The following is a 17,620-nucleotide window of genomic DNA, read 5'->3' as shown; positions in this document are numbered from 1 at the left end:
ACGCGGTCTCCTTCGGTCCGGCGAGCGAGTGGCGACGTGTTGCACATGAGTTCAATAACGCGGACCCAGTCTGGTCCGGCGGCCGGACAGGCGTCAACTACAGTGCGGGAATGGCCGTGGACCAGGGCGGGCGCGCACGCCGTCGGCTCAGCACCGAGGAGCGTCGGGAGCAACTGCTCGCGGTGGGCGCGCGGTTGTTCTCCGAGAGCCCGTACGACGAGGTGTGGATCGAGCAGGTCGCCGAGATCGCCGGGGTGTCGCGCGGGCTGCTGTACCACTACTTCCCGGCCAAGCGGGACTTCTTCGCGGCCGTGGTGGAGCGGGAGAGCGAGCGGATGCTCCGGATGACGGCGCCCGTGCCGGGCGTCCCGGTGCGCGCGCAGCTCACCGCCGGGCTCGACGCCTACCTGGAGTACGTCGAGGCCCACGCGCACGGCTTCCGCGCGTTCCACCGCGCCGACGCGGCGGGGGACCGGGCGGTGCGGCGGGTGTACCGGCGGGCGCTGGCCGCGCAGGAGCGGCAGATCCTCGCCGCCCTCGCCGCCGACCCCGAGTTCGGTCCCGCGCTGGGGGAGCGGCCCGGCACCCGGCTCGCGGTGCGCGGCTGGCTGGCGTTCACCACGGCGGTCTGTCTGGAGTGGCTGCGCGGGGCGCAGGTGGGACGCGACCAGGTGCGCGACCTGTGCGCACGCGCGCTCCTGGGCGTCCTCACGCCCTGAAAGGTCCCGAAAGGATCACCGGAGGCGGTTGGCGCACGCCCCGATCTTCGATAGCTTAGGCAAGGCTTACCTAAGAGGAGGTTGGGATGGGTGACCACACGCACGGCTGGGCCGCCGCGCCGGGCGCGGCCGAGCGGGCCCGCTCGGTGCTCGCCGCCGCATGGTCCTGCACGGTGACCGCGGAGGGCGCCCGCGAGGAACTGGTCGGCGCGCACACCGTCACGGACGACGGACGGGTGCTGCTGGAGGTGCCCGAGGACAGCGCGCTGCTCGCCGCCGCGCTCTGCGCGCCGCGCGGAGAGCCGTCCGCCGTGCTGGAGTGCGCCGACGTCGCACCCGTCCCCGTGCGCGACCGGATCCGCTCCCGGCTGTGGCTCGCCGGACGGTTCTCCGTCCACGACGGCCGGCTCGCCTTCCGGCCCACCCGGGTGGTGCTCCGCCGGCCCTCCGGCGCGCTGACGGTCGGACCCGACGAGTTCGCCGTCGCCGCGCCCGACCCGTTGGCCGGCGCCGAGGCGCGGCTGCTGACCCACCTCGCGGACTGCCACGCCGACGCCGTCGACCGGCTCACCCGTCTGGTGGACCCGGCGAGCCTGCAGGGCGCGGTCCGGGTGCGGCCGCTCGCCGTGGACCGGCACGGACTGACCCTGCGCATCGAACGCGCCCGCACCGACGGCGACGTACGGCTGCCGTTCCACGCGCCCGCCGACGACCTCTCGCAGCTCACCGAGCGCATGCACGTCCTGCTCTCCCAGGCGAGCGCCGCCTCCTGCCCCCGGCCGCTACAGCGGCAGCGCGCAGACGGCGACGGGTGACGCGAACGGCTCGCCCGCCGGCCGCAGTTCACCGCTGTCCGCGTCCACGTGGAACACCGTCACGTCGCCGGACCTCTGGTTCGCCGCGAACAGCAGCCCGCCGTCGGGGGAGAGGGCGATGTGGCGGGGGAAGTCGCCGCCCACCGGCACCGTGCCGAGCAGTCGCAGCCGGGCCCCGTCCTCCTCGACGGCGTACCGGGCGAGGCTGTTGTGCCCCCGGTTCGCGAGGTACGCGTACCGGCCGTCGCCGGTGACGACGAGCTGCGCCGGGTAGTTGGTGCCGGACCCCGAGCCCGTCGGCTGCGGCTCGCCGATCGTCAGCCGGCCCGACCGGGGCTCGTACGCGCACACCGCCACCGTGTCGTCGAGCTCGTTGGCGAGGTAGGCGTACCGGCCCCCGGGATGGAAGGCCAGGTGGCGTGGTCCCGCGCCGGGCCGCGCGGTCGCCCGGGAGACCTCGGTCAGGGTGCCGGCCCGTTCGTCCAGGCGGTACGTGTACACGGTGTCCGTGCCCAGGTCCACGGCGAGGACGTGACCGCCGTCCGGAGCGGTGACGCACTGATGGGCGTGCGGGCCCTGTTGGCCCGGGCCCGGCGGCGGCTCGGAGTGGGTGACCGTCTCCGTGCGCTCGCCGAGCGCACCCGACACCCGGATGCGGTGCACCGCGACACTGCCCGAGCCGTAGTCGGCGCTCAGCAGGAACCGGCCACGGGGGTGCACCGACAGATGGCAGGGGGAGGAGCCGCCCGTGGCGCTGCTGCCCAGGACCTTCCGGTCGGACAGCCGCACGGCGGTCACGGCGCCCTCCTCCCGCTCGTTCACCGCGTACAGCGTGCGGCCGTCCGGGTGCACGGCCAGGAACGACGGGTCGCCCACCCCGCCGACGACGCCCGCGCCGGTGATCCGCCCCGTCGCCGGGTCGTACGCCGCCAGACCGATGCCCTCGCCGCCGCCGTCGGCCGAGGTGTACGTGCCCAGGTACAGCGGGCGCGGCCCCGGGGGCGTCGCGCTCGGCGCCGGCGGGCCGGTCACCGTGGCGGGAGCCGGCGGGACCGGCACGTCGGACGGCGGGGAACCGCCGTCGCAGGCGGACAGCGACACCCCCGCGGCCGTCCCCGCGAACGCGCCCACGAAGCGGCGCCTGCTCAAGTCGGCCTTGTTCATCACACGCACCCTCGGTCGTCTCCCGTCCCGCTCGCCACGGGCAACCTTGGCGTCGATCACCCGTCGGACGCAAGGGAACCCCGCGTACCCGGGCGGGTTGTCGTCCATGGGCGGCGCGGAACCGCCCGTCTCAGCGCCGCGCGGGCTCCCCGTCCCGGTCGCGGCGGATGCGGGACAGCCGGTCCCGCATCCGGGTGAGCCGGGGAAGCCGTTCGCGCTGCTCGCGCGAGTGGCGGTCGAGCTCCTCGAACAGCCGCCGGGTCCGGTGCTCGGTGTCCATCTCGTCGAGGATCCGGTTGACCTCCGTCAGCAGGGCGCCCAGCAGCTGCCACCGCTGCGGGTCGCGCCCGGCCTCCTCGTACAGCAGCTCCGCCAGCTTGTCGCGGGTGCCGGCCGCCTGCCGCAGCTGCGAGGCGAGCCGCTCCTCCGCCGACTCGGCGTTGGCGCTCACGCTCGTGGTGACCAGCACCGCGAAGCTGACCACGGCGTCGGCGATCTCCGCCAGCAACTGCTCGAAGACCTGCCCCGTCTCCTCGCTGAAGAGACGTTCCGGCTCCCGTTCCTTCGCCAGGTCGGTGAGGGTGCGGGCCAGCACCCGCAGCACCACCGTGCAGATCTCCAGCGTGTCCAGACCGGTGCGCAGCACCACCCGGTGCAGCAGCCCCTCCCGCACCCGGGGGTTGAGCCGCAGACTCTCCTCCGCCTGCCGCAGGTCCGCGTCGACCTCGCTGATGTCGTGGTCCAGCCGGCGGGCCTCGTGCAGCCGGGCCGCCGCGCGCGCCGCGGGCGGACGGCCGGCGGCCTCCTCGCCGATCCGCAGCATCAGCTGCCGCACCCGGCGCGCCAGCTCCTCGATGGAGGCGCCGGCCTCCTCCACCCACACGGGCGGTGCCAGCAGCAGGTTGAACCCCATCCCGACGACGGCCCCGATCAGCGTCTCCACGATGCGCGCCCAGGCGGTGTCCCCGTGCGTGGTCACCCCGAGCACCAGCATCGCGCTGATCGCCACCTCGGGCACGAACTCGCCCGCCCGCACCACATGGCCGGTGACCAGTGCCGCGAGGATCAGCAGGCCGAGGCTCCACCAGGTCAGACCCACCAGCAGGCTGAAGAGGATCGCCAGCACCACGCCGGTCACCACGGAGTTCACCCGGCGCAGACCGGTGGTCAGCGTGGAGTACAGGGTGACCTGGACGACGAGCAGCGCGGTCAGGGGGGCGGTGAGCGGCGCGGCCTCCGGGCTCAGCCGGACCGCGATGACGTAGGCGAGCGTCGCCGCGGCCGCCGACCGCACCGTCTGCACGGTCAGCGGATCACGGTGTTGCTTGAGGAACCGGACGGCAGGCATGGTCATCTGGCGTACGACGTGCATCTTCGGACGGTTCCCCCTCCCCGCGTGTGACGAACGTGTTCTCGTGTGACGGCAGTCCCCCGGGGGACGGACGACGGGACCACCCCCGGCCGCCCGGCGGGACTACAGCTTGTCGACGAAGGCGAAAAGATTGCTCCGTGTGCGGTCGATCTGCTCCTCCAGGGTGAGGCTCTCCTCGAACCGGACCCCGGTCTCCGGCACCTTCAGCCCGCGCAGGTACAGGGAGCAGGCCAGGTCGGTGCACATGTAGGCGCCGACCGAGTTGCCCTCCCGGCCCGCCGGGCCCGACTTGCGCGCGGTCATCAGCGAGACTCCGCCGCGCGGATGGGTCGTCAGGCACAGGGAGCACATGCTGCGGTGCAGGAAACCCCGCTGGGCGGGCTGGAAGCGCAGGGCCACTCCGACGAGCCGGTCCCGCCGCTCGACGACCAGATAGCTGCGGTCGGGTGCGCCGGGATCGCCCCAGCCGAGGAAGTCGAGGTCGTCCCACGGACGATCGGCCAGGTCGCGGGGCACGGACAGCCGCTTCGCCTCACCCTTCGAGCAGTTGATGAAGGAACCGCGGATGTCCTGCTCGGTGAGTGCTCTCATGAGGTCGTCTCCTGTGACGTTCCGGCAAACCTAGGAGGTCTAGGTTTCGGCGGCCAGCGTAGGGACCCGCCCCGCGCGGGAGCCAACGGTTTTCCCGCCCGCGCCCCGCCCCTTCCCGCCCAGGGCCCCACCGGGTACCGTCCCGCACCGCGCCCGGGATCGCGCCGTACGCTGTACCGCAGCCGCCGAGGGGGAGGGGTGCGCACGATGGAGGACTCACGGGAACGGGCCCGCCGGGTGCTCGCGGGCGCGGGCCTGCCGCCCGACGCCCTGGCCGGGGTGCGCCCGCTGACCGGGGGCACCTACAACACCGTCGAGGAGATCCTCCTGACCGACGGTACCCGCTACGTCCTGAAGGTCCCGCCCCCGCCCGGCGTGCCCGGCCTGCGCCACGAGCGGCGGCTGCTGGTCGCGGAGGCCGCGTTCTGCGCGGGCGCGGAGCAGGCCCGGGTGCCCGCGCCACGCGCCGTGTCCCTCGCCCCGGACGACACGGCGCCGCACCTGCTGATGACCGCCTGCCCGGGCGTGCCCTGGCCCGAGGCGGACCCCACCGACGAGGAACGGACCGGCCTGCGCACCGAACTGGGCCGCCAGGTGGCGCGGCTGCACCGGGTCACCGGTACCGCGTTCGGCTACCCCTCCGGCGCGCTCGGCCCGCTCGCCCCCGACTGGCGGTCCGCCTTCACCACGATGACCGGCGCCGTGCTCGCCGACGCCCGCGACCACCGCCCCTGGCTGCCCCGCCCCGTCGACGAGGTGGCCGCCGTCCTCCGGGCCGCCGCTCCCGCGCTCGACGCGGTCGGCGTGCCGGTGCTGGTCCACTTCGACCTGTGGCCGGGCAACATCCTGGTGGACCGCCCGGCGGACGGCCCCGCCCGGATCGGCGGACTGATCGACGGCGAGCGGATGTTCTGGGGCGACCCGCTCGCCGACTTCGTCTCCCTGGCGCTGCTCGGCGACATCCGGCGGGACGACGCCTTCCTCGCCGGCTACGCGGAGGAGGGCGGCCCCGCGGCCCTCGACGGGAGCGCCCGTCTCCGCCTCGCCCTGTACCGCGCCTACCTCGACCTGATCATGCTCACCGAGACCGTGCCCCGGGCCGTCGGCGCCGAGGACGCGCGCCGGGTCCGGGAGAGTGTCGGCCCGCACCTGGCGGCCACGCTGGACGAGATCACCGCCCTGAGCACGTGCACACCGTGACCTCGCGCACTGAAGGGGGAGGGAACGTCGCGCCGAGCCGCCGCTCGGCGGTGTGCGCGGGCCGGGCCGCGTCCACGGGAGGCGAGCCGGAGGCGGCGGGGAACGGACCCCGCGACCTGCCCGGAGGCGTACGCGGGCGCCGAGCCGCTGCTCGCCCGCCGGCGCGACGCCGCCTCGGACCGGACCCGGCGGAGGATCAGCCGGTGGACTCGTCCGGCACCGGGGCCTCCGGGTAGGACGCCGCCGAGTGCGGCGCTCCCTGGCGGCCCGTGCCGGCCTCGTCCGTGTCCGGCACGTCGTCGGCGGAATCCGGCCTGTCCGCTTCCTCGGCCTTGCGCTCGCTCTCCCGCTCCGCGGCGGCCGGCGCGACCTCCCAGGGGTCCTCGTCGGGACCGGCCTGCTGGTCCGGCATGTCCCTGGGGACACCCGCTCCGTTCTCACCGGGACTGTCGATGCGGTGGTCGGTCACGACGCTCTCCCTTCGTCCGTACAGCACTCGCGGGTACCCCGCGCGGGCCCGCGCACGCGCCGCTCAGCCGACCGCGCTGCCGTGCAGCGGCGCCGTGCTCTCCCCGGCGCCCTGCCGCATGCCCAGCAGGAACTCCTCCACCACCTGCGTCGCCGTGCGCGTCGGCCGCCAGCCGAGCTCCACCCGCGCCCGGGTGCAGTCCATCAGCGGCAGCCGCAGCACCGCGTCGAACAGGTGCGGGGAGGCGGGCAGCAGCCGCAGCCCCCAGGCCGCGGCGACCGCCGACCGGGCCGCGGCGCGCGGCAGCCGCACCCGGCGCGCGCCGAACATCTCGCCCAGCAGCTCCACGTCCACCGTCGGCTCCGCCGCCAGGTTGTACGGCCCGCGCGCCTCGGCGGACAGGACGGCCAGCCGGTACGCCTGCGCCGCGTCGTCGGTGTGCAGCACCTGCATCCGCAGCCCGGGGACGTCCGGCAGGAACGGCAGCAGATCGGGGCGGGCCAGCTGCCCCGGCAGGTAGCGGCCGCCGAAGATGCGGCGCTGCTCGCTCGCCGACTCGCGCTTGAAGAGGAACGCGGGCCGCATCCGCACCACCCTGAGGGAGGGCCGGTCCCGCTCCACGATGTCCAGGGCACGCTCCAGATACGCCTTCTCCCGGCAGTACGCCGCGTCCGGCCAGCCGTGCGTCGGCCACGTCTCGTCCACCGCGTGGTCCTTCGGGCCGGGGGAGTACGCCCCCACCGACGAGGCGTGCACCAGCGTCGGCACCTCCGCCCGGGCCACCGCGTCGAACACCCGCATGCTGCCCAGCACATTGCTGCGCCAGGTGGTCGCGGGGTCGTGCGTGGGCTGGAACGCCCAGGCCAGATGGATCACCGCGTCGGCGCCCGCGAACTCCCGCACCAGATCGAACCGGTCCGAGGCCAGGTCCACCGCCGACCACTCGGTCTTCGGCGGCGACCAGTCGGGGATCCGCCGGGCCAGCCCCCGTACGGAGGCGACCTCCGGTTCCTCCGCGAGGGCCCGCACCACGCTGGTCCCGACGTTTCCGGTGGCGCCGGTGACGACGACCCTGAGTCCCGCTGCGCTGCTCACCCTTCCACTCCCTCCGGCCGGTCTGCTTGGCGGAACCGTCCGGGTACCCCGCACGCGCGCGGGCTCACGCCCGCCGCGAGGGCGTGGGCGCAAGGGAGAGCCCCGGCCGTGACGGGGGGAGCACGGCCGGGGCGGCAAGGAGGTGGGTGCGCATGGCGGTCGCCTCGCGGCGAAAGGCTCCACAGGGCTTCAGCCGAACGATCGTCCCTGTGGGCGAATGGTGAGGCCCGGGGACACTGTCCCATCCGCACCCACGGTCGGTTCAACGGGAAACCGCCTCCGTGTGTTCCGCCCACGGCCCCGTTCCGCGGTGACGTGTGTCACCCCGCCCGGCGGCGGTCAGCGGCCCCGCGCGTCCGGGTCGAGGTCCGCCCACAGGTTCTCCGCCTGGAGCACCAGCGTGCCCAGGACCGCCGTCCGCGCCGCGCCCTGCCCGGCCTCCGCCCTCAGACCCTCCTGGAGCCGGGTGTGCAGGTCCCGCATGGCCGCGTCGGTCCGCTCGTCCAGCAGCGGATCCGCCGTCCCCTCCTCGCCCAGCAGCCGGTCCGCCTCCGCGCGGCAGCTGTCCCCGAGGAGTTCCAGCAGCTTTCCGTAGGAGCGGAGCACCTCCGGGTCCGGCGCGGCCGGGGAGCGCTCCTCGTCCGCGGCGACGGCCAGGCTGCGGGTCAGCGCCGTGACATGGCCGGTGATCCGGCCGAAGCGTTCGTCCTCGTCCTGTGACGGCAGCGCCTCCGTCGGCGCGCGGTGCAGCTTGCGCAGCAGACCCGACGTCAGCCTCAGGCTCTCCCTGCTCCAGCCGCGCGCCGAACGCAGCGAGTCCAGCCGGTCCTGCAGCCGTTTCGCCGCGCTCAGCCGGTTGGCCGCCGTCTGCGCGTCCCAGTCGCCCTCGCGCAGGTCCTCGGCGACGGCGTGCAGCACCTCGCCCGCCTCCCGGGCCAGCGCCGCGAGGTTCTCCCGGACGTCCCGGAGGTGGACGGGCGGCAGGACGAGCGCGTTCACCGCCACGCCGATGGCCCCGCCGAGCGCCGCCTGCCCCAGCCGGTGTCCCACGGCCTCCGCGCTCACCGTGCCCGTGGCGATGGTGAACACGGCCGTGGTCGCCGCGTAGATGCCCTGGTCGCCGAAGCGCGGCCAGTTCGACAGCAGCACCAGGACGGGCACCGACAGGGCGATCGCGCCCGTGGTGTCGTCGGTGACCGCCTGCGCCCCCGACGCCACCAGCGCGCCGATGCAGATCGCGGCGAACTGCCGCGCCCCCTGCACCAGCGAGCTGTACACCGTGGCCTGCACCAGCACCAGCGCGACCCAGGGCGCCATCAGCGCCATCGGGTCGCCGAGCCACACCTGCGCCACCAGCCAGGCCAGCAGCGCCGCCAGAGCCGCCTTCAGCGACTGGACCAGCAGGTCCCGCTCCCGCCCCGGCCCGCGTAGGGCGGCCCGCGCCGCCCGGCCGACCGAGCGCGCCTCCCACCGCACGGCGTCCGCCGCCCGGGCCAGCCGCCCGCCCGGGTCCTCGTTCTCCGTCCCGTCGATCACCCGCGTCATGAGCTGCGGGTTTCCCCGGCACACCGGTGATGAAGCATGCGGGACCTCACGCCAGGGGGGAGTCCGCCAGCGAGGCCAGCAGATGCGCCGGGTCGTCGTACACCACGTCCGCGCCCGCCTCGGTCAGGTCGGCGCGCGGGATGCCGCCGCACAGCAGGCCCACACAGCGCACCCCGGCCCGGGAGGCCGCCCGCATGTCCCACACCGTGTCACCGACGAACACCGCGCGTTCGGCGGGCACCCCGGCCAGCTCCAGCGCGTGCTCCACGGGCTCGGGCGCCGGCTTGCCCTCGTCGACGTCGTCGGCGCTCGCCGTGGCGGAGATCGCCCGGTCCGCGTCGACCGCCCGGCGCAGCGCGCCCAGCTCCGCCCCGCCCGCCGAGGTGGCGAGCACCACCGTCCAGCCGTCGTCGTGCAGCCGCTCCAGCAGCCGCCCGGCGTCCGGCAGCGCCGGCAGCCGGTCGAAGTACTGCCCGTACAGCGTCTTGTGCGCGGCGCTCAGCCCGGCGTCCTGCGAGGTGTCCCGGTCCTCCCCGAGCAGATGCGCGATCAGGTCGGCGGAGGGCAGGCCCACCGCGCGGTGGATCGCGTGCATCGGCACCTGGTGGCCGGCCTGCCGGAACGCCTCCCACCAGGCCGTGACGTGCAGATGGTTGGTGTCGGCCAGAGTGCCGTCGACGTCGAACACCGCCGCACGGTTCATGACGGTTCTTCCTCTCCTCGCGGACCGGTACGGGTACCACCGCGACCGCCCGCCACGCCGGCCGGCGTCCCGCGCTTCCGGACCCGCGCCGGCGACCCCTCCGGCGACCACCCGCTCGGGTGGCGCCCCGCACTCCTCGGCGCGGACGCGGTGCGTCGGAGCCGGCGACCGCTCCGGCGGGAACGCGACGTCCTCCAGCGCCTCGACGGGGGCCGTGGCCACCTCCTCGCTCCAGGGTTCCCCGGGGCGGACGGGGCCGCACGCCGCGTCCGGGACGGTTGGCCCGCGCCGGCGCGGGTACTGCGACCCGGCACCCCGGACACCGACGACGAGGAGGCACGCATGGCACTCTCCACCCCCGTCAACGGCAAGGTCGCCGTGATCACCGGCGCGGACTCCGGCATCGGCCGGGCCACCGCCGTACGGCTCGCCGCCGCAGGCATGGACGTGGGCATCACGTACCTCAGCGACCGCGAGGGCGCGGAGGAGACCGCGGAGGAGGTGCGAGCGCACGGCTGCCGCGCCGAGGTCGTCCGCCTCGACCTGACCGAGCTGCCCGGCGCCGCCGACACCGTGGACGACCTGTGCGACCGGCTCGGCCGTGTCGACGTGCTGGTCAACAACGCCGGCACCGGCACGAGCACGCCCTTCCTCGACCTGGCGCCCGAGAAGGTGCGGGAGGTGCTCGACGTCGACCTGCTCGGCCCGTTCCTGTGCTCGCAGAAGGCGGCGCGGCACATGATCCGGCAGGGCGACGGCGGCCGGATCGTCAACGTGACCTCCGTGCACGAGCACCAGCCGCGGGTCGGGGCCGCCCCGTACTGCGCGGCCAAGGGCGGCCTCGGACTGCTGACCCAGGTGATGGCGCTGGAGCTGGCCGAGCACGGCATCACGGTGAACGCGGTCGCCCCCGGTGAGATCGCCACCCCGATGACCGGCCAGGAGGACACCGACCCGCACACCGAGAGCCGCCCCGGCATCCCCCTCGGCCGGCCCGGCGACGCCCGTGAGGTCGCCGCGGTGATCGCCTTCCTCGCCGGCCCCGACGCCTCGTACGTCACCGGCGCCTCCTGGAGCGTGGACGGCGGGATGCTCCGCATGGGACCGCAGGCCGGCTCGCACCTGACGAGCGACGACTGGCGGCGTCCCTGAGGGACGGTTCCGGGCTGCCATGTCCGAGAGGTCGGGTTCATGTTGTTTGGGGCTACCCTCGGAGGCATGACCGAAAGCGCGAGTCCGTACATGTCACAGCCGCGGATCACGGTGCTCGGAGTGCAGCCCGGGCCCCCGCCCTTCCGGATCGTGGAGATCGACGGAGAGATCGTGGGTGAGGCCAGGTCGGTCACCGACGTGCTCCAGGCGGCCGTGGTGTACGGCATCACGGTGCACGACCTGGACGACCCCGACACGGTCCGCTGGGTGGGCGGGGACAAGTTCACCTGGTCCTCGCGCCAGGCCCCCCGCGTCCGCGAGGAACAGAGGGAGAAGCCCTAGACGGCGTACGCCTCCGCCCGCGGGGGACGGAGGCGTACGTACGGTGTGCGGCGGCCCTCGGGTCACTCCTCGGAGCGGCGTGCGTGCACGGCCCTGCTCATCCGCCGGCCCACGAGCAGGTAACCGATCAGCGCCCCGGCGGTGTTGAGGATGACGTCGTCGATGTCGAAGGCGCGGCCGGTGACCAGCGAACCCTGCGCCACCTCGACCAGCAGCATCACCACGGCCGTCAGGAACAGGATCCGCAGGAAGCCCCGGGTGCGCGGCGCGACGACCGGCGCGAGCACCCCGAAGGGCACGCCCAGCAGGATGTTGCCGCCGATCTGCTTCACCGCGTCCCGCAGCGCCGGCTGGTCCAGATAGGCCCGCAGGGAGCGGCCCGGATGCAGGTTGGTGTGGGTCAGGGACTCCGAGGCGGGGGACGGCTGCAGCGTGAGCCGGGCCAGCACCACCGCGAAGAGCACCATGAAGGCGAAGGCGCACAGCATCACCAGCAGCCGCAGGGGCAGCGGGAGCGGATGGCGGGCGGCGCGGGCCATCGGATGTCCTCCAGTCGTCAACGTCCTTGAGTGTTACGGCGGTTACCCCCGGCCGGGCCGGACAGTCCGGGTCAGTCGGCGAAGCTGACGCGCACCCGCTCGAAGCCCAGGGAGCGCAGCAGGCCCTGGAGCATCTCCCGGGTGTTGGCCTCCGCCCGCGCGGTCAGCCCGCTCTCCTCGGCCGCCTCCCGGATGTGGCGCACCGCGAGCTTCTGCACGGCCTGTTCACTGTTCGGGTTGTCCGAGAAGAGATCCCCGAGCCGGTCGAGCAGGCCGCGCTGCTTGGAGACGGCGTAGGAACGGTCCACGTCCAGTGCCGGGGCGTCCAGACGGGCTCGGGGCAGCCGCAGCGTGGCGGAGGTGCGGTCCTCGTCCACCCGGACGTCGCCCTCCTTCAGCCCGCCGAGGTCGACGTACGCGTCCACGGTGCCCGCGCCCACGTACAGGGTGCGGCTGCCGCGGACCGCGTCCGGCAGGAACTTGGTGTCCTTCTCCAGGTCCACCACCACCTGGAAGGCGCCCGAGGCGGCGTCGTAGCGGCTGATGTCCTGGATGGACTCCAGCAGCGCGGGCCCCGAACGGTCGCGCGTCTCCGTGCCGAACAGGTCCTTCAGCCCCGGCAGCACGCTCAGCCGGATCCCGGCGAACAGCACGGCCAGCAGTACCACCGTCGCGCCCAGCACCTTCACCCAGCCGGGCACGCGCGCGGTCGGTCCCTCCACCGGAGTCGTCATGGCGACGTCCCTCCTTCCTTCCGTCCGGATGCCCGTCATCCCGCGGAACAGACAAGGCGATCGGGGGACGGCCATCGGCACCCGGAGCACGGAGGGGCGCACGGGCGGGCGGGCCCGCGAAGGGCTACACCGGCCCGGACCCCGATCCGGGGGCGGTCAGCGCCGCCTCCAGGGTGGGCCACGGAGGCAGCAGACGGGACAGCCCGGTGATCCGCAGCATCCGCAGGGTCAGTGGATGGGCGCACACCAGGTGCAGCCGTCCGTCGGCGAGGCGGTGCCGGGCCCGGTGGATCAGGCGCAGCCCGGAGAGGTCGAAGAACGCGACGTGGGTCAGGTCGATGACCACGCGGGCGCCCGGCTCGGCGGTCGCCAGGTCGAGGTGCGGCACGATCTCCGCGGCGGCCGCGATGTCGATCTCGCCGTGGAACTCGAGCACGGTGTGACCCCGGTCGCGGCGCACGCGCAGATGCCGCGTCAGCGGCGGGGGTTCGTACCGCACGACGCCATCGCCTCCGGTCTGCTCCGTGCTCCGAGGAGGGCAGCCGGCCCCAACACCGGTCCCTGGCACGCTGGTTACTCGCGGACGACTGCATTTGAGCATGTTCGAATGACATATGTCTTCGTCTTGCGGCCGAGTTTTTCACCACTGTGATCGATGAGTGAAAACGGCGAGCGCGGACAGGTGTCACCGGGCGGGGCCGGACCGCCCCGCATCCGACGCCGCGGAGGAGACATGGCACTGGTGACCACGGGCGTGGTGGTGCTCGACTGCGCCGAACCCGAGAAACTCGCCGATTTCTACAAGGAGTTGCTGGAGGCGGACCACGTCGACGCGAGCGCCAACCGGGTGGAGATCCGCACCGCCGACGGTTTCCGCCTGGCCCTGCGCCGCGACGTGAACGCGACCGCGCCGAGCTGGCCCCGCCCGGAGAACTCCCTCCAGGCGCACCTGGAGTTCATGGCGGACGACCTGGACGGGGTGGAGCGGAAGATCGTGAGCCTGGGCGGCCGCCCGACGGAGAGCGGTGACTCGTCCAGCTCCACCGAGGAGCGCGGGTACGCCGATCCGGCGGGGCATTCCTTCACCGTCCGCCGGGGCACGCCGACAGCGCCCAAGCAGGGCTGAAGCGCCGGAAGGGCTGAAGCGCCGGAAGGGCTGAAGCGCCGGAAGAGCTGAAACGCCGGAGGGGCTGAGACGTCAGCCCCTCCGGCGTTCCGACGAGCGCGACCGTCCGGGTCAGTCACGGCCCCCCTGGTCCGGTACCGGCCAGGTCCCGGTGGACCGCTCGATCGCCTTCGCGCCCGCGCGGTCCACCGCACTGCGCACCACCGCGAAGATCGCCCCCTGGATCGCCGCGGCCAGCAGGATCTCGCCCCAGCTGCGGTCGCGGTCCAGCGCGTCCGGCGCGTTGTCCTCCTTCTTGATCACCTTCCAGGTCTTCTGGAAGGCCAGGCCCGCCACGGTGCCGCTGGTCCAGCCCAGCGCGAAGCCGATCGGCTTGTACGCCAGGGGCAGCTTCTTCTTCGCCTTCTTGTTCTTCTTCGCCACGTCGCCTCTCCTAGGTCGGCTGCTTCGAGTGGGATGGGTGGTCGGTCGGGCCGGGCGTCAGGGGCGGCCCCGCGCCGGGATCTCCTCACCGGGCGGCACCGGACCGGGCGGGGTGCCGTCGCCGAACGGCCGGCCGCCGAGCTCCTCGCGGTGGTGGGGAGACGTCCAGCCGGCCAGGTCGGGCCCGAGCGGGACGATCCCGGACGGGTTGATGCCGGTGTGCACCTGGTAGTAGTGCCGCTTGATGTGGTCGAAGTCGACGGTGTCGCCGAACCCCGGCGTCTGGTACAGGTCGCGGGCGTATCCCCACAGCACCCGGCTCTCCGTCAGCTTCCAGCGGTTGCACTTGAAGTGCCCGTGGTACACCGGATCGAACCGCACCAGGGTGGTGAACAGCCGGATGTCCGCCTCGGTGAGGGTGTCCCCGACCAGGTACCGCTGCCGCTCCAGCCGCTGCTCCAGCGACTCCAGCCGCCCGAACAGCGCCGTGCAGGCGGCCTCGTACTCCTCCTGCCCGGTGGCGAAACCCGCCCGGTACACACCGTTGTTGACGTCCCGGAAGATGTCGTCCATGACCGCGTCGATCTCGTCGCGCAGCTTCTCGGGATACAGGTCGGGCGCCCCCTCGCGGTGCAGGGCCGTCCACTCGGTGGCGAAGTCCAGGGTGATCTGCTGGTAGTCGTTGGTGACCAGCTTCCCGCTGGGCACGTCCACCACGGCCGGCACGCTCACCCCGCCCGGATGGCCCGTCTCCCGCCGGTCGTAGGCCTCGCTGAGGTAGCGGATGCCGAGCACCGGGTCACGGCCGTCGGGGTCCAGGGTGAAGCGCCAGCTGCGGTCGTCCTGGACCGGGTCCGCGACGGCCAGGGACACCGCGTCCTCCAGCCCCAGCAACCGCCGCGACACCAGCGCCCGGCCCGCCCAGGGGCAGGCGCGGCTCACCACCAGCCGGTAGCGCCCGGCCTCCACCGGCCACCCGTCCCGCCCGTCCGCGGTGATCCGGTCCGCGAAGTGCGCCCGGGACCGCTTGAACGCCTTCCTGCCGTACGAGCTGTTGCCTCCCGAGTCGTCGCGGCCGCTCATGGTGGTCTCCCTCTGTCGTGGTTGCGCCGTCCCTGTGACCGCGTTCCCCGTTGTTCCCCGTTTTCCCCCGACCGCACGGTATGAGCTGGACCGGCCGGGGCAATCGCCCGACGTGACTACACGATCGGATCGCAGAACACGGGTCACCGTCCTGGTGGCGCTCGCGGCCAACCTCGTGATCGCCGCCGCCAAGGCCGTCGGCGGCCTGGCCGCGTCCTCCCCGGCGCTGCTGTCGGAGGCGGCGCACTCGGTGGCCGACAGTCTGAACGAGATCTTCCTGCTCGCGGCCCTCCGCCGCAGCCGCCGTCCGGCCGACACCCGCCACCCCTTCGGTTACGGCAAGGAACGGTTCTTCTGGTCGCTGCTCGCGGCCGTCGGCATCTTCGTGATGGGCGGCTGCTTCTCCTTCTACCAGGGCGTCGACGCGCTGCGGGGCGGGGGGGACGAGCACCTGAGCGGTTACGTCGCCGGACTCGTCGTGCTCGGCGTGGCCCTCCTCGCCGAGGGCGGCTCGCTGCTGCGCGCCCTGTACCAGGTGCGCCGGCAGGGCGGCGGCCTCGGCGACCCGGCGCTGCGCACGGTCATCGCCGAGGACGGCACCGCGGTCGTCGGCGTCACCCTGGCCATGGCCGGCATGGCGCTGCACATGACCACCGGACAGGTCGTGTGGGAGGCGTCCGCCTCGCTCGCCATCGGCGTCCTGCTGGTGTACGTCGCCTACCGGCTCGGCCGCGAGGCCCGGGACCAGCTCATCGGCGAGGCCGCCGACCCGCGGGCGAGCGAACGGATCCGGGAACTGCTGCGCGCCCAGCCCGAGATAGACAGCGTGGAGGCGCTGTTCACCATGAAGACCGGGCTCGACACCGCGCTGGTGGCCGCCCGGGTCGACCTGGTGCCGGGGCTGGACAGCGAGCGGGTGGAACAGGTCGCGGTGCGCATCAAGCGGTCCATCGCCCGGGTGGTCCCCGAGGCCGCCCAGGTGTTCCTCGACGTCACCGACCGCGGCGCGACGGAGGCATGGGAGGGCCCCGCCGCGACGGGGGAACGCGGCGGGGCCTGAGGCTCGTGTGCCCGGCGGCCGGGGCTTCATGCGCGACCGGGCCGGGATTTCCTCCCGGCCCGCCGCACCGGCCCCGTCAGCCCTGGCCGGACCGCTCCAGCACGAACACCGGGATCTCCCGGCTGGTCTTCTGCTGGTACTCCTCGTACGGCGGGAAGGCCGCGACCGCGCGCTTCCACCACTCGGCCTTCTCCTCACCGGTGACCTCACGGGCCGTCATGTCCCACGTGTGCGGGCCGTCCCGGAGTTCGACGTGCGGATCGGCCTTCAGGTTGTGGTACCACACCGGGTGCTTGGGCGCGCCGCCCAGCGAGGCGACCACCGCGTAGCGGCCCTCGTGCTCCACCCGCATCACCGGGGTCTTGCGCAGTTTGCCGCTCCTCGCTCCCCGGCTGGTCAGCACGACCACGGGTCTGCCCTGCAGCGTCGTCCCCTCCGTGCCGCCGGACCGCTCGATCAGTTCCACCTGTTCCCGCACCCAGGCCGTCGGGCTGGGTTCGTACTCGCCTTCGAGAGGCATGGCATCCGTCCCATCGTTCTCGCGTCGTACGGCCGAGTCGATCATCGCTCCGGACGCACCGCACCCGGAAGCCGTCCGGACCCGGGCGTGTCCCGGCCGCTGGGGGACCGGTGCCCCGGAAACCCGGTCCGATCCCCGCCCGTGCCGGCGTCCGCACCCGCACGGGACGGGCAGGTCCGCCGCCCCGGCCCCGTCAGCCCGGAGCCGACGCCGTCCGCAGCGCGAGCGCCGGCGTCACACCGCTCGCCACCAGCCCCGTCACCAGCCGCCCCCGGTGACCGGTCAGCGCCCGCCCCAGCAGGGCGCCGCCGCCGGCCAGGAGCACCTGCCGGCTCGCGGAGGCGCGAGGGCCGCCGTCACGAACACGCCCCGTCCCGCCGCCCCGGCAGCCGTCCCGCCCCGCGAGCGAGCACGAGCGCCGCGAAACAGATCACCGTGGCCGGGTCGAGCAGGGTGATCCCCAGCAGCGTCAGGTACGCCCGCAGGGCGGTCGGGGGCGCCGTCGCGGAGCGGACGGCGAGCCGCCGGCCGCGGTACCGCCGGAGCGCGCCGGCCGCGCCCCACGCCGCCGGAGCGGCCAGCACCAGCACGCACACCCAGCGCAGCGGACCCGGCGCGGGACGCAGCGCCGAGGCGGGGGCGGAACCGCCGAGGACGGCGGCGAGCGCGTACAGACCGTCGGCCGTGGCGACGCCGAGGGCCGCGCACACCCCGGTGCGCAGGGACGTACGGGCGGTGAGGGAGACGAGGCAGGCGCCGACGGCGCCGACGGGGACGGCGATGCCGTAACCGGCCGGCAGCCCCGCCGGCAGCGCGGCCGTCACGGGCGCGGGCGAGTCGCGCCTTCCCGGGCGCCGCGCTGCCGCTGCCGGTCCGCGACGAGGGCGAGGACGGACGACGACCGCGGGAACACGAACGTGGACAGGGAAGGGGTCCTGGGGCCTGCCGCCCGGTACCGGCAACCGGTT

20 protein-coding genes and 1 pseudogene are annotated in these 17,620 nt (G+C 74.3%); 7 read left to right on the top strand and 14 right to left on the bottom strand.

From position 1 onward, the window contains the following. The first annotated feature begins 110 nt into the window (after positions 1 to 110). Both C1708_RS02745 and C1708_RS02740 read left to right on the top strand, forming a co-directional pair. Positions 111 to 719, top strand: a complete 609-nt coding sequence (locus C1708_RS02745; RefSeq protein ID WP_106411122.1) for a TetR/AcrR family transcriptional regulator — start codon at positions 111 to 113, stop codon at positions 717 to 719. 86 nt (positions 720 to 805) lie between these two features. Continuing rightward, positions 806 to 1,534: a DUF2470 domain-containing protein gene (locus C1708_RS02740; protein ID WP_106411121.1), complete on the top strand. Its 729-nt coding sequence runs from the start codon at positions 806 to 808 to the stop codon at positions 1,532 to 1,534. Here C1708_RS02740 and C1708_RS02735 read toward each other — a convergent pair. From C1708_RS02735 to C1708_RS02725, 3 genes are all read right to left on the bottom strand, one after another. Continuing rightward, positions 1,502 to 2,698 (bottom strand): lactonase family protein, encoded by a 1,197-nt coding sequence (locus C1708_RS02735; protein ID WP_106411120.1) that lies wholly within the window; start codon positions 2,696 to 2,698, stop codon positions 1,502 to 1,504. The genes C1708_RS02740 and C1708_RS02735 overlap by 33 nt on opposite strands. Positions 2,699 to 2,828: 130 nt before the next feature. Next, complete coding sequence (locus tag C1708_RS02730; RefSeq protein ID WP_106411119.1) at positions 2,829 to 4,070, bottom strand: FUSC family protein; 1,242 nt, start codon at positions 4,068 to 4,070, stop codon at positions 2,829 to 2,831. A 102-nt stretch (positions 4,071 to 4,172) separates the two neighbouring features. Continuing rightward, the gene (locus C1708_RS02725; RefSeq protein WP_106411118.1) at positions 4,173 to 4,661 is read right to left on the bottom strand and encodes an FBP domain-containing protein; all 489 of its coding nucleotides are present in this window, start codon (positions 4,659 to 4,661) and stop codon (positions 4,173 to 4,175) included. A gap of 207 nt (positions 4,662 to 4,868) precedes the next feature. Here C1708_RS02725 and C1708_RS02720 point away from each other — a divergent pair, with 207 nt between their 5' ends. Next, complete coding sequence (locus C1708_RS02720) at positions 4,869 to 5,861, top strand: phosphotransferase family protein (protein WP_106411117.1); 993 nt, start codon at positions 4,869 to 4,871, stop codon at positions 5,859 to 5,861. 196 nt (positions 5,862 to 6,057) lie between these two features. On the opposite strand, the gene C1708_RS02715 is transcribed toward C1708_RS02720, so the two are convergent. The 4 genes from C1708_RS02715 to C1708_RS02700 all read right to left on the bottom strand — a co-directional run bounded on the left by C1708_RS02715 (position 6,058) and on the right by C1708_RS02700 (position 9,673). Further along, positions 6,058 to 6,330, bottom strand: a complete 273-nt coding sequence (locus C1708_RS02715) for a hypothetical protein (RefSeq protein WP_106411116.1) — start codon at positions 6,328 to 6,330, stop codon at positions 6,058 to 6,060. Between the two features lie 63 nt (positions 6,331 to 6,393). Next, positions 6,394 to 7,425, bottom strand: coding sequence for an SDR family oxidoreductase (locus C1708_RS02710; protein WP_106411115.1), 1,032 nt, complete (start codon positions 7,423 to 7,425; stop codon positions 6,394 to 6,396). Between the two features lie 339 nt (positions 7,426 to 7,764). Then, on the bottom strand, positions 7,765 to 8,970 hold the full coding sequence (locus C1708_RS02705; protein ID WP_106411114.1) for an FUSC family protein: 1,206 nt from the start codon (positions 8,968 to 8,970) through the stop codon (positions 7,765 to 7,767). A 46-nt stretch (positions 8,971 to 9,016) separates the two neighbouring features. Next, positions 9,017 to 9,673: an HAD family hydrolase gene (locus C1708_RS02700; RefSeq protein ID WP_106416117.1), complete on the bottom strand. Its 657-nt coding sequence runs from the start codon at positions 9,671 to 9,673 to the stop codon at positions 9,017 to 9,019. 342 nt (positions 9,674 to 10,015) lie between these two features. Between C1708_RS02700 and C1708_RS02695 the strand changes: the two genes are divergently transcribed. Both C1708_RS02695 and C1708_RS02690 read left to right on the top strand, forming a co-directional pair. Continuing rightward, on the top strand, positions 10,016 to 10,825 hold the full coding sequence (locus tag C1708_RS02695) for an SDR family oxidoreductase (protein ID WP_106411113.1): 810 nt from the start codon (positions 10,016 to 10,018) through the stop codon (positions 10,823 to 10,825). A gap of 66 nt (positions 10,826 to 10,891) precedes the next feature. After that, positions 10,892 to 11,167, top strand: coding sequence for a hypothetical protein (locus tag C1708_RS02690; RefSeq protein WP_106411112.1), 276 nt, complete (start codon positions 10,892 to 10,894; stop codon positions 11,165 to 11,167). A 62-nt stretch (positions 11,168 to 11,229) separates the two neighbouring features. Here the strand turns inward: C1708_RS02690 and C1708_RS02685 are convergent, their stop codons facing one another. The 3 genes from C1708_RS02685 to C1708_RS02675 form a co-directional block, all read right to left on the bottom strand. Beyond that, a complete protein-coding gene (locus C1708_RS02685; RefSeq protein ID WP_106411111.1) occupies positions 11,230 to 11,706 on the bottom strand; it encodes a VanZ family protein in 477 nt (158 codons plus the stop codon). A gap of 71 nt (positions 11,707 to 11,777) precedes the next feature. Then, complete coding sequence (locus C1708_RS02680; RefSeq protein WP_106411110.1) at positions 11,778 to 12,440, bottom strand: DUF4230 domain-containing protein; 663 nt, start codon at positions 12,438 to 12,440, stop codon at positions 11,778 to 11,780. 124 nt (positions 12,441 to 12,564) lie between these two features. Beyond that, a complete protein-coding gene (locus C1708_RS02675; protein ID WP_241911140.1) occupies positions 12,565 to 12,939 on the bottom strand; it encodes an STAS domain-containing protein in 375 nt (124 codons plus the stop codon). Positions 12,940 to 13,173: 234 nt separating this feature from the next. Between C1708_RS02675 and C1708_RS02670 the strand changes: the two genes are divergently transcribed. Beyond that, complete coding sequence (locus tag C1708_RS02670) at positions 13,174 to 13,566, top strand: VOC family protein (RefSeq protein WP_106411108.1); 393 nt, start codon at positions 13,174 to 13,176, stop codon at positions 13,564 to 13,566. 111 nt (positions 13,567 to 13,677) lie between these two features. Here the strand turns inward: C1708_RS02670 and C1708_RS02665 are convergent, their stop codons facing one another. Then, the gene (locus C1708_RS02665) at positions 13,678 to 13,989 is read right to left on the bottom strand and encodes a DUF4235 domain-containing protein (protein ID WP_106411107.1); all 312 of its coding nucleotides are present in this window, start codon (positions 13,987 to 13,989) and stop codon (positions 13,678 to 13,680) included. Between the two features lie 57 nt (positions 13,990 to 14,046). Continuing rightward, positions 14,047 to 15,072, bottom strand: a complete 1,026-nt coding sequence (locus tag C1708_RS02660; RefSeq protein ID WP_106411106.1) for a glutathione S-transferase family protein — start codon at positions 15,070 to 15,072, stop codon at positions 14,047 to 14,049. Between the two features lie 112 nt (positions 15,073 to 15,184). Here C1708_RS02660 and C1708_RS02655 point away from each other — a divergent pair, with 112 nt between their 5' ends. Continuing rightward, the gene (locus C1708_RS02655) at positions 15,185 to 16,132 is read left to right on the top strand and encodes a cation diffusion facilitator family transporter (RefSeq protein WP_106411105.1); all 948 of its coding nucleotides are present in this window, start codon (positions 15,185 to 15,187) and stop codon (positions 16,130 to 16,132) included. A 76-nt stretch (positions 16,133 to 16,208) separates the two neighbouring features. On the opposite strand, the gene C1708_RS02650 is transcribed toward C1708_RS02655, so the two are convergent. Together C1708_RS02650 and C1708_RS02645 are read right to left on the bottom strand one after the other, a co-directional pair. Beyond that, the gene (locus tag C1708_RS02650; RefSeq protein WP_106411104.1) at positions 16,209 to 16,652 is read right to left on the bottom strand and encodes a nitroreductase family deazaflavin-dependent oxidoreductase; all 444 of its coding nucleotides are present in this window, start codon (positions 16,650 to 16,652) and stop codon (positions 16,209 to 16,211) included. A gap of 193 nt (positions 16,653 to 16,845) precedes the next feature. Next, a pseudogene (locus C1708_RS02645) lies at positions 16,846 to 17,476 on the bottom strand (LysE family transporter). Positions 17,477 to 17,620 lie beyond the last annotated feature (144 nt).

The sequence above is a fragment of the Streptomyces sp. DH-12 genome (assembly GCF_002899455.1).
GTDB lineage: Bacteria > Actinomycetota > Actinomycetes > Streptomycetales > Streptomycetaceae > Streptomyces.
This window is presented reverse-complemented; position numbering and strand designations above follow the sequence as displayed.

Excerpts from the sequence above, each read along its gene's own strand:
- C1708_RS02745 (WP_106411122.1), top strand. The coding sequence starts at position 111 with ATGGCCGTGGACCAGGGCGGGCGCGCACGCCGTCGGCTCAGCACCGAG.
- C1708_RS02740 (WP_106411121.1), top strand. The coding sequence starts at position 806 with ATGGGTGACCACACGCACGGCTGGGCCGCCGCGCCGGGCGCGGCCGAG.
- C1708_RS02735 (WP_106411120.1), bottom strand. The coding sequence starts at position 2,698 with ATGAACAAGGCCGACTTGAGCAGGCGCCGCTTCGTGGGCGCGTTCGCG.
- C1708_RS02730 (WP_106411119.1), bottom strand. The coding sequence starts at position 4,070 with ATGCACGTCGTACGCCAGATGACCATGCCTGCCGTCCGGTTCCTCAAG.
- C1708_RS02725 (WP_106411118.1), bottom strand. The coding sequence starts at position 4,661 with ATGAGAGCACTCACCGAGCAGGACATCCGCGGTTCCTTCATCAACTGC.
- C1708_RS02720 (WP_106411117.1), top strand. The coding sequence starts at position 4,869 with ATGGAGGACTCACGGGAACGGGCCCGCCGGGTGCTCGCGGGCGCGGGC.
- C1708_RS02705 (WP_106411114.1), bottom strand. The coding sequence starts at position 8,970 with ATGACGCGGGTGATCGACGGGACGGAGAACGAGGACCCGGGCGGGCGG.
- C1708_RS02700 (WP_106416117.1), bottom strand. The coding sequence starts at position 9,673 with ATGAACCGTGCGGCGGTGTTCGACGTCGACGGCACTCTGGCCGACACC.
- C1708_RS02695 (WP_106411113.1), top strand. The coding sequence starts at position 10,016 with ATGGCACTCTCCACCCCCGTCAACGGCAAGGTCGCCGTGATCACCGGC.
- C1708_RS02690 (WP_106411112.1), top strand. The coding sequence starts at position 10,892 with ATGACCGAAAGCGCGAGTCCGTACATGTCACAGCCGCGGATCACGGTG.
- C1708_RS02685 (WP_106411111.1), bottom strand. The coding sequence starts at position 11,706 with ATGGCCCGCGCCGCCCGCCATCCGCTCCCGCTGCCCCTGCGGCTGCTG.
- C1708_RS02680 (WP_106411110.1), bottom strand. The coding sequence starts at position 12,440 with ATGACGACTCCGGTGGAGGGACCGACCGCGCGCGTGCCCGGCTGGGTG.
- C1708_RS02670 (WP_106411108.1), top strand. The coding sequence starts at position 13,174 with ATGGCACTGGTGACCACGGGCGTGGTGGTGCTCGACTGCGCCGAACCC.
- C1708_RS02660 (WP_106411106.1), bottom strand. The coding sequence starts at position 15,072 with ATGAGCGGCCGCGACGACTCGGGAGGCAACAGCTCGTACGGCAGGAAG.
- C1708_RS02650 (WP_106411104.1), bottom strand. The coding sequence starts at position 16,652 with ATGCCTCTCGAAGGCGAGTACGAACCCAGCCCGACGGCCTGGGTGCGG.